Genomic DNA, 12,376 nt, shown 5'->3' with positions numbered 1-12,376 from the left:
GCCATCTTAGAAGCGTTGCAGATCAAGACCACTAAGATACGGAGTCATCATGGCGGCGGTTTTTGAAGTGACCCTCGGCGCGGAGGACGGCTCCTCGCGGCTGATCCGGACAGAAGCCCTCAGCGCCGATGACGCACGAGACGCCGTTCAGAGCCACCTTCGTCCAGGCGAGACCATCATTTTCGTTGAAGCTGCTGAACTCGATGAACTGGACGAAGACGGCTTGAGAGATCATCCCCAGGATGGGGCTGATCTGAATCTCGCACCATCCCCAAAGACCAGCGATCTTCTCTAAATAGGCACGACTAATCACCCCGTCGTTTGATGCGGCAGACAGCATTATCAGCCTGGGGCGGTGCCTGCTTGCTCGCGTTTGAGCAGGCACCCTGACGTCAGACAAGCGCCAAAAGCAGACGTTCAGCTTGATGCGGATAACGGACATCCCGCTACCCGCCAGCTTGGCCATAGCGTAAATCTTGGGTTGCGTTACTAGACACTCGGGACAAGGCCATGAGGGCGGCGGATGATGACCGAAGACGATTATCGGGATTTGATCGACCTAGTCGCCCGCCTTATGGGCGAGGCGCGCTGTGGTGACCTCGCAGATCCAAGGCACTATGTGGTGACGCGAGACAGCGAGACCTTCGTGCTTGCTCCCCAGAAGCGGCTGTACGAAATGCTAGGTGCCTTCGATCGTCACCTGGCGTTATTCGATCGCGCGGTGTTCCGGAGGGCCAACGAACGCATTCGGGAGGCCGGAGTGGCCGGATGGCAAGGCCAGGTCATTATCGAGCTACCTCGCGAAGAAGCGGGCGCGCGACAGCAGTTCAACCTAGCTGAACTTCCGGATCTCGGCGAAACTCGGAAGCTCTTGCAAAAGCTTATGGAGGACATCGCCCGCGACGACAGCAATCCCACCGACCCCCCCGACCAAGAGAGCATGGCTTGTCTTCTCCGAGTGGTTCCGACGTTCGAGCGCGCCTTCGGGGTCGACGAGAATGTCGGCGATGTTCTGGACGTCGCGCACCTCGAGCGGTCCCGGCCGCACCTCCATCAGGGGGTTGTAGGCGGCGCTCCCCGCATCGGTCGGATTGAACATCAGGACCGGCCCGAAGCGAGCGCGCCATCCCGCGGTCAGGGACCAGTTCTCGCCCTTGATGTCATGGACGAGGGCCGAGCCGCCCCAGGTCAGGAGGGTCGGCACCACCAGACCGACCCCCTTGCCCGAGCGGGTCGGCGCGAAGCACAGCACATGCTCGGGTCCGTGGTGGCGCAGATACCGGCCGTCCATCTCGCCCAGCAGCACGCCGTCATCACCCATCAAGCCGGCGGCGCGGGCGTCCCGGACGTCGCCCCATCGCGCGGTGCCGTAGGTCGTCGCCGACGCCGCCTCTCGCGAACGCCAGACCGCCATGGCGATCGAGACCCCGATGGCGACGAGCGCAGAACCCGCCGCGATCGCCCCGCCCTCCAGGAAGAGCCGCGGCGCATAGGCCTCATAGATGAACCACCAGAAGAAGAGGCTCGGCGGGGCGTAGATCGAATGCCCCATGAGCTCGAACCAGGGCGCGCCGAGCGCCGGCTGATAGGCCAGGCGCCAGGCCGTCCACTGGGTCGCCCCCCAGACGCCGGCGAGGATGAGACCGAGGACCAGGCTGATCTGGCCCCAGAGGATCTTTCCAGCGGACATGCTCCCTCCTTCCGAGGTTGAGGTCTTGGGGTCCAGGCCTAGCGGCCCAGGGTGCGCGGCGGGCGCCATTGGATTTCGCCTCGGCCGCCCGCAAATCCGGTGACCGATCGGCCGAGATTTCGCTCGAGCGGAGGCCGCCAGGGCACGAGGGTGAAGCCCGCCCCGTCGTCGATCATGGCGAACCGTCCCGAGGCCAGGTCCACGCGTTTGCGGTAGACGCCCGAAACCTCATCCCCCTCGGCTGTCGGACGGAAGACCAGGCCGGTCTCATTCCGAACCCGTTCCGAGACGAGAGCCATCTCCCGCGCCTTCAGGATTTCCAGCAGGCCGGGCGCGAAGCGCACGCCGGCCCCGCGCCGTTCGGCCAGCCCATCGGCGACCAGATGATCAATGCGCGCTTCGCGGGCGGCGGCGACTTCGTCCGCGAAGCCGCCGGCCTCGGGCAAGGGGTTGGGATCCAGCGCTCGCCTGTCCAGCCATGTCGCGCCCCTGGCGGTGATCTGGCCGGTCAGGTCCAGGTCGGACAGCGTCACCGTCATCGGATGGGCGCCGCGCGACGGCGGGCTGGCGCGCACGATGGCGTCGACCCTGGGATCGGGCGCGCCGGCGTCCGCCAAGGTGATGTGATGAACCCGACCGTCCAAGCCGTCGATGACGGCGAAACCCGTGCCGCGCAGTTCGTCGTCCCGGCCGCGCGCAAGAACCCGTCCGACGACGACGTCGGACAGGGCCGAGGTCGCCCACTGTTCCGGAGCCCGAACGAGCGCGCGCGCCTCCAACGCCGCCGCCAGACGAGCGGCCGTTTCAGTCTCGCGGGCGATCGCGCGCAGCCGCTCCCCGATCCCCTTCTCCAGCCGCCATCGGCCCGGGCTTGCCGGGACCGCCAGGCCGAACCCTTCGAGCGTCCTGAGCCGATGAACCAGGGCCCGGACGCCGACCGGATCGCCGAGCGACTTCGCCGGGATCAGGTCTACACCGCCTTCGCCGTCGGCCAGGCGCTCGAGCGCGCGATCGAGGCGGGTCCAGCCCTGGGCCTCGGCGTCCCGCATCAGCGCGACGACGCGTTCACGCGGACTCGGCGGCCCCAGTTCAAGCTCCGCCAGGGCCTCGGCGCGCGCGCGAAAGCCCCGGCTGATATAGTCTCGGCTGATGACCAGGTCGGAGCCGTCATCCAGCCTTCCGCGCAGCACGATATGGATATGGGGATGGACGGTGTTCCAGTGATCGACCGCGACCCAGTCGAGCGGCGCGCTGAGATCCCGCTGAACCTCGGCCATGAGATCGCGGGCATAGGCGCGAAGGTCGGCGAGTTCGGCCGCGTCCTCCGGCGAGACGATGAAGCGAAAATGATGACGATCGTCCTTTGACCGCTCCGCAAAGGCAGAGGCGTCGATCATGTCGCCTTCGGCGCCGAAGAGCCGCCCCGCTTCGCCGTCCCGAGTCACGCCGTCGCGCTGGAGATAGCCGATGTGCGCGGCGAGCCCTCCTGAGCTTCGCCGCGCCACCCGCGCCTTGACGACCACCCGCCTCCGGGACGTCCCTGCGTGGAGGCTGCGAACCACGGCCGCGCGCCCCCGCCCAAAGGTGCTTCCGCCTGAACCGCCTCCCTTGCCTACGCGCGGTCCGCGCGGGCGACCGCCGGCGCGGGCGACGGCGACCAGAACCTGGCGCAGCGCCGTATCGATCCGCGATCCTGACGCCCCGCGGATGCGTCCGGGCCGCACCTGGAAGTCGTCGTCTCGGGTCATGACGGCAGGCAAAAGGCGCAAAAACATGCGTCCTTCCCGTGACATGGCCAGTCGGGCAAGGCTCGAAGCCTTAACAGACCTTGATTCAAGACCTTGATACAAAAGGCAAAAACCCTCCCCCACCCTCGCCGCGCCTTGCGGCTTTTATCTCGCCCTCCCTTTTTCACCTTTCCAGGGAGCCTCATCGCGGCAAAACCGGATCTGAGCCGGCGGCGGGCGCCGACACGGGGAAGAGCCCGGCCCCTTCATGACCGGAAGACTGAGGCATGTCCGGGAAGAGCGGCGCCTGGTGCGGATCCGCTGCGGGGACATCCATGATCCGAGGCGCGGCGGGCGACGCCGCCATCCTGTCCAGGAACCCTATTCGGGCGACATAGTCGCGGGTTTCCAGAGGCAGTGGGCGACCCTTGTCCCGATGCTCGAGGTAACGCCGCGGCCCGGCGTTGTAGGCGGGCAACATGCCCTGCAGGCCGAACCGGTCGTGCAGTTCGCGCAGATAGGCGGCGCCGGCCATGATGTTGTCGCGAGGATCGTAAGGGTCCGCCCCGAGGCCGTGCCATCGCCGCAGCTCCTCATAGGTGGCGGGCATGATCTGCATCAGACCCATGGCCCCCGCGCGCGATGTGGCGCGCGGATTGAAGCCGCTCTCCTGCTTCATGACCGCCCGGATCCAGTGTGGAGGCAGTCCGAAACGGCTCGCCGCCTGGATGATCAGGTCATCGACCGCGCGTCCGGCAGGGGCTTGCCGGCGCGGCTCCGGAACCGCCGGGAAGGCTATCGGGACGCCCGGAAAACCAGTCGTCGCCAGGGCCAGGCCCACCGCCGCCGCGCGCACTACGCCCCTGCCAGACAAGGACCGGGCGCTCATCGGCGATCCTCCCTGGTGCGGATCGGCGCGATGCGGCCGATCAGATCCCTCCGGTCGACCGGACCGAAATACCGGCTGTCCAGCGCGTCCGGAACATCAGGCGCGAGCAGGAAGACGGCCTGGGGAGCGAGGACTCTGCATCCCCTCCAGCGCGGCAGCGGGCGTCCGGCGCGGTCCTTTTCCAGCGCCATGGCGGCCGCAGCGCCGTCGATGGTGATCAGAAGTCCCTCGCGACAGACCACGGAAGGCGCGGTCGCCGCGATCGGTTTCAGGAGCGGGACGCCGTCCGGCAGATAGCCGCGCGCGGCGAAGGCCCGCGACCATTCCGGCTTGGGGCGGTAGGCGACAAGGTCGCCTGCGGCGACCGCGCGTGTCGGCTCCAGCCGGTAGAGGCCGACCGGAAGGCTTCCGGAAACGTTCCAGATCAGGCGCGGCGTGCGGGCGGCAATCGGGCCGAGCGCGAGAAGGACAAGCGCCAGCCCGGCCCATGCCAGCGCGACCGGCCTCATGACGAGACCTGCTGGCGTAGACGAAAGACCCGGTGACGCTCTGCCGTATAGGCCAGAGGCGGCAGGCTGACCGTCATCCGGGCGTGGACGTGGCGCCAGTAGTCGGGCGCGACCTCGCCCGGTTCGAAGCCGCCGGCCTCTACGGCGTCAATCAGATCGAGGGCTCGGCGAACCCGCGGCCAGCCGTTCAATCGAAGCAGGCTGACCGCGCCCGGAACCACGCCGGGGATAGCGACCCGGTCGCGGGTCGGATCGGCCGCCTGGAGAATGTCGAGGCGCGACACGACGGCGCCACAGGCGTCGGCGGTCCAGCGGACATAGGCGAAGACGGCGCCGGGGGGGAAGGCGACGAAACGGTTCCGGCGCGAGACGATGCGCTGGTCGACCGCCTGACCGAAACGAATCCAGCGTTCTGCACGTCCCGGGTCGAAGACGAGTTCGACCCAGGTCAGGAGGTCGGCGGAATGGGACGACGCGCCCGCCATCACCACAGGTTCGCGGTGATAGGCCAGATAGGGCGGCGGAGGGCCCTCCTCATCCCGGCCGGTCATAGCCCCGAGCCCCCATGCGAGCGGCGCGCAGGGGAGATTCGGTCGTGGCCCGGGTCCGTGGTGGAGGATTTGACGCCGCGATCCGCCCAGGCCTGAAGGTCGCCGACGGCATAGACGACCCGTCCGCCGATCTTCCGATAGAGAGGACCGGTGCCGTAGCAGCGGTGTTTCTCGAGCGTTCGTCCGGACAGGCCGAGATGCCGCGCCGCTTCGGCGGTGCGGAGGTAGCGCGGCGGCATCGGGGTCTGGGCGTCGTGCATGACGGCAATCCTTGCAGGGCTGGAACGCCGTCGAATATCGGCGGCGGGACAGGCCAAGGATTTCGGCAATCCGGCGTTTGCGGCAGTCGGCGCGCGGGCATCAGGCGATGCCCGCGCGTCATCACGCCCGTTCGCATCAGGGCGGCGGCTGCCTTTCAGCCAGGAACCTCGCGGCGCGTTCCGCATGGGCGGCGGCGGCGACGATAAAGCGGGTGTCATTGCGCAGGACCCGCAGCCAGGAGGCGATGTAGGCGGCGTGGTCGGGCCGGGGTTCGAGGGTCAGGCCGAGGTCCGCGCAGACGAAGGCGGCGCCGAGTTCGGCCACCAGTTCCTCGCGGGCATAGGCCTCCTCGCCAAAGCGACCGAGCTTGAGATCACGGTCCAGACGGGAGGAATGACCCGTCCAATGAACCAGTTCGTGGGCCAGGACGGCGTAGTAGGCTTCCCGATCCCGGAAGGCCTCGAAGGCCGGCATGTGAACGGCATCAGCGTCCGGACGGTAGCAGGCTGTGTCGCCGCCCTCCCGGATATCGGCGCCGCTCGCGGCGAAATAGCGTTCCGCATGGTGAATCCGGTCCGCGGCGTTGGGACGGTCCGGCGGGGGATATCGATCACCGAGCCCCTCGATCTGGTCCAGGTTGAAGACGATGTACCGCTTGAGGAAACGGCCAGAGCGCCGCGCCTCCGGCTGATCATCCCTGTCATCGCCCGCCGCCGGCGCGGCGTAGACGACGGGGACGCCTTTTTCGCCCTTTCGCACCGCACCGCCGAGGGCGAGGGCCTGACGAAAGGTCATCCAGACAGGACGGGCGTAGCCGCAGCGGGCGGCCCGGACCCAGAGGGTCAGGACGTTGACCCCGTGATAGGGCTCTGCGTCGTGACGCAAGGGACGGGAGACTGCGCCCTGGGTCGTCCATGGACGGCTCCAGGGTCGGACGCCGGCTTCGAGATCGGCGAGAATGAGAGCGGTGATTTCGGCATGGGGATCGGGGCGAACGGAAGCGGCGGGGCGCGACATGGCGGCCTCCTCGAAAAGGGTCTGAAGGGATGGCGGCGGCGCCCCTGGCGCCGCCGCCGGTTTCTCAGTTGCGCGACCAGATGAGGCTGTGCCCCTCGTCGCTCTCGACCAGGGAGGCGTAGATCGGGGCCGGGAAGCTCGGATCGTCCAGCTTGACCGAGAGGTATTCGCGGTTCTGCTGGCTGGTCTTTTTCCAGGCCGCGCCGAACTCCGTCGTCCCCGCGAAGATCCGATAATCCGGGGCCTTGTCGTCGCTCTTCTCATTCGGCCTGAAGGCTGCCGATTTCACGTTGAGCGTCAGGGTCTTGATCGAACCGGTGTAGCCGTCGCCCTGGGCGATGAAGGATCCGATAGCGGCCATGTCAGTCTCTCCTTTGCTTCGGGCCACGCCTGTCGCGGCCTCGATGGCGATCGGGAGGCCGGGGCCGGAAGGCGCGCAGGGCGAGCGCAGCGAGACCCCGCAGCGCAGCGGAGGACCGGAGGGACCGTCTTTCTTGCTTCGCGAGGAAGGCCGCAGGCCGGGGAAGAAAGTCGTCCTGACGGTTGCGCCAGCCGACCGGTCCCGGTCAGATCCGCCTCACGGAGAGGCCGCGCCGGATGGCGCGAAGGACGGAAGACCGGCCGCTGGACGGAAGCACCTGGCCAGGCGCCCAGCAGGTTTCGGTCTTTCCCTGCCCCTCGGAAGCAAGGCTCCGACCTGGCCGTTTTGAGAATCGACGTCCAATCCTGCCGGACTTCAGATGCGGGCGCCGCTAGGTGAAAGCTCGGAATGGCGGCCCGCCGAGCCTGACGCGGGCGCCCTCGGCAACGTCAGGACCCATCGAATTTGCGGCGGTCCTCTTCGCTCCCGGCTATGGCTGCAGAAGCGAGAAGGACTGAGCGACGGCTGAACTGCGGAGCCGTCCAGCGCATGGCGACGCCGCCTCGCCGCCGCATCCCTTCACTCCATCCTTCAAAGGCGCAGCCAGTCTGCGTGCAGGTCCGCGGCGATGACCTGATCGCTCTTGAACCGGCCTGACCGCGGGACCCGGCCAGGCCTGGCCGGTCGTCGAGCCTCAGTCCGCGGAGGTGAGGCCAAAATAGGGCTCGCCGCGATCAGCGGCTTCGGCGCGGGTCAGGACCTTGGTTTCGAACAGGGATGAGACCACGATCTTGATCCCTCGATGCCGAATGCCTTCGTCCAGGGTCCTGGCGACGTGCTCAACCGCATGGAGGCTGTCGCACCATTCCGCGCTGTTCACGGCGATCAATCCAGGCATCCGTTGGGCGTCGTCCCCGGCGGCCTGCTGCATGGCGTCGAGGGCGGCGGTCAGCTGATCAGGGGTCATGTGCAGCGGTTAATCTGAGTCGGGTCGCCGCCAAGCCTTGCTCCTATGGATAAACCCGCTCGACGAAGAGCGAGCCCGCGGGACCTGGTCTGAGGATCCGTTCGTCCGGCGCGGAAAGGTCGAGCCAGGGCAAGCCGGCCCCTGGCGGCAGGACGACGATCTGACGGTCGTGATAATGGGCCACGTCCGGGCCGGGCTCTGTCGTCAGCATGGCGAAGGCGCCGTCTTTCATTACCCCGGCGATCCAGAACCAGGGCTGGTCGATCAGGGTGAAACACCACCTGGTCTTCTTGCCCGCCACCTTCGGCTCGGTGAATTCGTAGAAGCCGTCGGCGGGGATGAGGCAGCGGGTCGATCCGGCGAAGGACCGGCCCTCGGACCGGAAGTTGAAGACCGGCTTTCCGGTCGGCCCCTTCCAGGCCCAGGGCGTCGTCACCAGCCGAAGGCCGCCCTCCCCGGCGAGGACGACGGGCGCGCGATCGCCGATCCGGTAGTCTTTCGGCTCAAGGTTCGGCGAACCCTCGGGCATGGCGAGCGTCCGGCCGCTATCGCTGAAGGGCGCCGCCAACTGGTTGACGGGAACATGCAGGCGATAGTTGTTGCACATGGTCCCGTTCCAACGCCCCAAACCCCGTTCGGCTTCCTCTGACCCGGTTTGACGCCCTGTTCCGCCCGGCGGCGCGGGAGAGCCGCAAAGGATTCACAGGGATTCGCAAAGCGGCGCCGCAAGGGACCGTTGACTCCGGACCGAATTGAGAACCAGAACAAAACAGGAACTTCAGACCTCGGAAAGGAGGCCCTCATGTCAATCCGGCCTGCAGCCGAGCTCGCCGAACTGCGCGCCCGTATCCAGAATCTGGAAACCGGGGATCGCCGATCCGCCGGCGTCCTGCCTTTCGGGGTCGCCCCTCTCGACGCCGCCCTGCCCCAGGGCGGGCTGATCCTGGGGGCCCTTCACGAGGTGGCCGGGGGCGGAGACGGGGCGGTCGACGGCGCGGCCGCGGCCCTTTTCGCTGCGGGAATCGCGGCCCGCCTGTCAGGTCCGGTCCTGTGGTGCGTCACCCGGGCCGACCTCTTCGCCCCGGCCCTTCAACAAGCCGGCCTCGACCCGGGGCGTCTGATCTGTCTTGAGGCCGCGGACGAGACGAGTCTGCTGGCCTGTTTCGAGGAAGGACTGCGCCACGGGGGGCTCGCCGCCGTGGTCGCCGAGACGGCCAGGCTGTCAATGACCGCATCGCGGCGTCTGCAACTGGCCGCCGAGATTTCGGGGGTGACGGGCCTGGCCGTTCGTCGATGGCGACGGGCCGCCGAAGCGGCGGATTTCGGCCAGCCTACGGCGGCTGCGACCCGCTGGCGGATCACGCCCCAACCCTCCTCGCCCCTGCCTGCGCCCGGCGTCGGTCGGCCGCGCTGGCTCGTGGAACTGCTCCGCTGCCGGTCAGGCGGCTGCGCCGATTTCTCTCTGGAAGCCTGTGATGAAAAGGGTCGTCTCTCTCTACCTGCCGAACTGGCCCATCGATCGGTTGCGCCGGCGGCTGGGCGAGGCCGCGCCGCCGCCTGAGGCGCCGATCGTTCTGATCGGACGGGATCGGCGCCGACGCCTTCTCACCGCCTGCAACCCTATCGCGCGAGCCCTGGGCCTGCGGCCCGGCATGGCGGCGACCCAGGCTCACGCGCTCGCGCCCGGACTTTCGTCCTTCGCAGCCGATCCCCTGGGCGACGCCGCAGCCCTTGAACGCCTCGCCTGTTGGGCGCTTCGCCTCTACGCCCCGGTCTGCGCCGCGGACGGCCCCGACGGTCTGGCGATCGACGCCACGGGGGCGGCCCATCTCAAGGGCGGGGAGGCCGAGCTCATCGCCGACATGGAGGCGCGACTGGCGGCGGCAGGCGTACAGGCCCGGGGCGTGATCGCCCCCGCCTACGGGGCGGCCTGGGCGGTCGCCCGCTATTCCTCCGGACCCGCCGTCGTGGCCGAAGGCCAGGTCGGTCGAAGGCTCGGCCCCCTGCCCCTGGCCTGCCTGCGTCTGGATCCGGACCTGGTCGATGGACTGCGCCGCATGGGCTTCGAGACCGTTCTGGATCTGGAACGGCAGCCCCGCGGCCCCTTGACCCTGCGGTTCGGACCCGAGGCCGGGCTAAGGCTCGACCAGGCCCTGGGCCGGGTCTTCGAGCCGATCATCCCCGTGATCGAAGCGGAGCAGCCGCGCGCCGAGCGCCGCTTCGCCGAGCCCATCGGGGCGGCCGAAACCCTCTCACATCAAGTCGGCCTGATGGTCGAGGATCTCTGTCTCCAACTCGAGCGGTGCGGTCTGGGCGCCCGCCGGCTCGACTGGCTGTGCCACAGGGTCGACCATCGCGTCGAGGCGGTGCGGGTGGGGCTGGCCCGCCCGGTGCGTGACCGGGATCGGCTGTCACGCCTGCTGCGAGACAAGATAGAGACCATAAACCCAGGATTCGGCATCGAGCGCATGACGCTCGCGGCTTCCATCACCCTGCCGCTGGACTGGCGACCCGGCTCAACCGGCCTGAGCGACAGCGAGAACCCTGACGTGGCGGGTCTGGTCGATGTCCTGGCCAACCGCGTCGGCGCCCGCCGCCTCTACAGCGTGGCGTCGGTCGAGAGCGACGTCCCCGAGCGCTCGGTGCGCCGCGCCGCGCCGCTCGGCGGGACAGAGGCGTCCAGTTGGCGCACGGACTGGCCTCGCCCGATCCGGTTGTTCCCCACCCCTGAACCGGTCGAGACCCTGGCCCTGCTCCCGGACAATCCCCCGGCCTGGTTCACCTGGCGCGGCGTCCGCCGCCGCATCCGCCGTGCGGACGGTCCCGAACGCATCCATGGGGAATGGGGCCGCAGCGACGCCGAGATGTGGGCCGTGCGCGACTATTTCCAGGTGGAGGACGACGGAGGCGACCGGTTCTGGCTGTTCCGCGCGGGCGACGGCGAGGACGCCCGGACCGGTCCCCAGACCTGGTTCATCCACGGGAAGTTCGGATGAATCCTTCAGCCCTCCAGGCGACGATAGAGGACATGGGCGGTGGCGAACGGCAGGCCCATGCGGCCCGCGACGCCTTTCACCATCACCGCGGTTTCGTCGATGCGATAGAACCAGTCGTCGAAATTCAGTCTGGTCGAGGTCCCGTCCTTCTGAGGCACGTCGCGACTGTAGCGCCAATGAAAGGCGCAGCCGGCCTGGTCGCCTTCGGCTTCGCCGTCGACGCGATCCTCGCGCCCGCTATAGCGACCATCGCCGAGCGGCCGGATGCACCAGTTCAGCGTATCGACATGACCGTCATAGAAGGTCCAGGTCTCGGTGAAGACCAGTTCGCTTCCATCGAAGTGTCCGCGCGCCGCCACGGTGAAGCGCTGCTGCAGACCGCCGGTCATGCGCTCCAGCACGCCCCAGCCCTCGAGGCGGGCGCTGAGAAAGGTCTCGGGGCGGTATTCGGGGGTCGTGCCCGTGAAGTCGGAAATGTTCATATGGGGGTTCCGCAAGAAGAAGGCCTCCCGACCAACCCCGCAGCAGCGTCAGGGTTTCGCCCTGGGCCGGACAGTCTCGTCGGCGACCTCGATCCAAACGGGCGCATGATCGCTCGTCTTCTCCCAGCCGCGCACCTCCCGATCAACCTCGGCGCGGCGCAGACGAGGCTGGAGCGCCGGGCTCAGCAGGAGGTGGTCGATACGCAGGCCGCTGTTGCGGGCGAACCGGTTTCGCAGATAGTCCCAGAAGGTGTAGACGACCTCATCCGGATGCAGGGCGCGCAAGGCGTCGCACCAGCCCTGATCCAGCAGGCGGGCATAGGCCTCGCGCACCTCGATCCTGAACAGGGCGTCGTCGCGCCAACGTTCGGGGGCGTAGACGTCCAGATCGGTCGGCATGACGTTATAATCGCCGGCCAGAACCACGGGCGCGCCGCTGTCCATCAAGGCCTCCGCCCGCGCTGCAAGTCGTTCAAACCAGCGCAGCTTGTAGTCGAATCTGGGACCGGGCGCGGGATTGCCGTTAGGCAGGTAGAGGCAGCCCACGATCACCCCCTTCACCGCCGCCTCGATATAGCGGCTCTGCAGGTCGTCGGCCTCTCCGGCCAGGCCGCGTCGGGTCTCGACCGGGGTGTCGCCCCGCGAGAGGATGGCCACGCCGTTCCAGCTCTTCTGTCCCTGCCAGACGGCGCCATAGCCCACCTCCTCCAGGGCGGCGATCGGAAAGGCCTCCTGCGGAGCCTTGAGCTCCTGCAGACAGACAATGTCCGGCTGGCGCAGGGCGAGCCAGCGCAGCAGGACCTCGAGCCGTCCCCGGAAGCCGTTCACATTATAGGTCGCGATCCGCATGCCTGTGGCCAACGCCCCCGGCCGGCGGATGTTGCAACGCGACTCGCTCCTCCCCGCGCAGCAGCGAGAACCGTCCG

The 12,376-nt window shown here is 68.2% G+C and carries 14 protein-coding genes and 1 pseudogene; 2 read left to right on the top strand and 13 right to left on the bottom strand.

Annotated elements, in window-relative coordinates:
* Positions 1 to 31: 31 nt before the first annotated feature.
* The 11 genes and pseudogenes from ACFYLW_RS02860 to ACFYLW_RS02810 form a co-directional block, all read right to left on the bottom strand.
* Positions 32 to 466 (bottom strand): hypothetical protein, encoded by a 435-nt coding sequence (locus tag ACFYLW_RS02860; RefSeq protein WP_390182752.1) that lies wholly within the window; start codon positions 464 to 466, stop codon positions 32 to 34.
* Positions 467 to 919: 453 nt separating this feature from the next.
* Positions 920 to 1,690: pseudogene (locus ACFYLW_RS02855) on the bottom strand (type IV secretory system conjugative DNA transfer family protein); the annotation flags it as partial.
* A gap of 38 nt (positions 1,691 to 1,728) precedes the next feature.
* Positions 1,729 to 3,438 carry a DUF3363 domain-containing protein gene (locus tag ACFYLW_RS02850; protein ID WP_390182751.1) on the bottom strand — a complete coding sequence of 570 codons (1,710 nt, stop codon included), beginning with the start codon at positions 3,436 to 3,438 and terminating at the stop codon, positions 1,729 to 1,731.
* Positions 3,439 to 3,619: 181 nt separating this feature from the next.
* Positions 3,620 to 4,306, bottom strand: coding sequence for a lytic transglycosylase domain-containing protein (locus ACFYLW_RS02845; protein WP_390182750.1), 687 nt, complete (start codon positions 4,304 to 4,306; stop codon positions 3,620 to 3,622).
* A complete protein-coding gene (locus tag ACFYLW_RS02840) occupies positions 4,303 to 4,815 on the bottom strand; it encodes a S26 family signal peptidase (RefSeq protein ID WP_390182749.1) in 513 nt (170 codons plus the stop codon). Before ACFYLW_RS02840 ends, ACFYLW_RS02845 begins: the two co-directional genes overlap by 4 nt.
* Positions 4,812 to 5,366: a DUF2840 domain-containing protein gene (locus ACFYLW_RS02835; RefSeq protein WP_390182748.1), complete on the bottom strand. Its 555-nt coding sequence runs from the start codon at positions 5,364 to 5,366 to the stop codon at positions 4,812 to 4,814. Before ACFYLW_RS02835 ends, ACFYLW_RS02840 begins: the two co-directional genes overlap by 4 nt.
* Positions 5,363 to 5,626: a helix-turn-helix transcriptional regulator gene (locus ACFYLW_RS02830; RefSeq protein WP_390182747.1), complete on the bottom strand. Its 264-nt coding sequence runs from the start codon at positions 5,624 to 5,626 to the stop codon at positions 5,363 to 5,365. Before ACFYLW_RS02830 ends, ACFYLW_RS02835 begins: the two co-directional genes overlap by 4 nt.
* A 136-nt stretch (positions 5,627 to 5,762) precedes the next feature.
* Positions 5,763 to 6,644, bottom strand: a complete 882-nt coding sequence (locus ACFYLW_RS02825; RefSeq protein WP_390182746.1) for an ArdC family protein — start codon at positions 6,642 to 6,644, stop codon at positions 5,763 to 5,765.
* Between the two features lie 64 nt (positions 6,645 to 6,708).
* Positions 6,709 to 7,005 (bottom strand): DUF736 domain-containing protein, encoded by a 297-nt coding sequence (locus tag ACFYLW_RS02820; protein ID WP_390182745.1) that lies wholly within the window; start codon positions 7,003 to 7,005, stop codon positions 6,709 to 6,711.
* 694 nt (positions 7,006 to 7,699) lie between these two features.
* Positions 7,700 to 7,972, bottom strand: a complete 273-nt coding sequence (locus ACFYLW_RS02815; RefSeq protein WP_292084038.1) for a hypothetical protein — start codon at positions 7,970 to 7,972, stop codon at positions 7,700 to 7,702.
* Positions 7,973 to 8,015: 43 nt separating this feature from the next.
* Complete coding sequence (locus ACFYLW_RS02810) at positions 8,016 to 8,579, bottom strand: SOS response-associated peptidase (RefSeq protein ID WP_292084039.1); 564 nt, start codon at positions 8,577 to 8,579, stop codon at positions 8,016 to 8,018.
* Between the two features lie 195 nt (positions 8,580 to 8,774).
* Between ACFYLW_RS02810 and ACFYLW_RS02805 the strand changes: the two genes are divergently transcribed.
* Both ACFYLW_RS02805 and ACFYLW_RS02800 read left to right on the top strand, forming a co-directional pair.
* Positions 8,775 to 9,533, top strand: coding sequence for an ImuA family protein (locus ACFYLW_RS02805; RefSeq protein WP_390182744.1), 759 nt, complete (start codon positions 8,775 to 8,777; stop codon positions 9,531 to 9,533).
* Positions 9,448 to 10,968 (top strand): DNA polymerase Y family protein, encoded by a 1,521-nt coding sequence (locus tag ACFYLW_RS02800; RefSeq protein ID WP_292084041.1) that lies wholly within the window; start codon positions 9,448 to 9,450, stop codon positions 10,966 to 10,968. The genes ACFYLW_RS02805 and ACFYLW_RS02800 overlap by 86 nt, the downstream gene beginning before the upstream one ends.
* A gap of 5 nt (positions 10,969 to 10,973) precedes the next feature.
* On the opposite strand, the gene ACFYLW_RS02795 is transcribed toward ACFYLW_RS02800, so the two are convergent.
* Together ACFYLW_RS02795 and xth are read right to left on the bottom strand one after the other, a co-directional pair.
* Entirely contained in the window at positions 10,974 to 11,450 is a 477-nt protein-coding gene (locus ACFYLW_RS02795) for a DUF3833 family protein (protein ID WP_292084042.1), read from the bottom strand.
* Positions 11,451 to 11,498: 48 nt separating this feature from the next.
* A complete protein-coding gene (xth, locus tag ACFYLW_RS02790) occupies positions 11,499 to 12,299 on the bottom strand; it encodes an exodeoxyribonuclease III (protein ID WP_390182743.1) in 801 nt (266 codons plus the stop codon).
* Between the last annotated feature and the right edge of the window lie 77 nt (positions 12,300 to 12,376).

Origin of the sequence: Brevundimonas sp. NPDC007368 (genome assembly GCF_042869015.1) — a bacterium.
Lineage (GTDB): Bacteria > Pseudomonadota > Alphaproteobacteria > Caulobacterales > Caulobacteraceae > Brevundimonas.
This window is presented reverse-complemented; position numbering and strand designations above follow the sequence as displayed.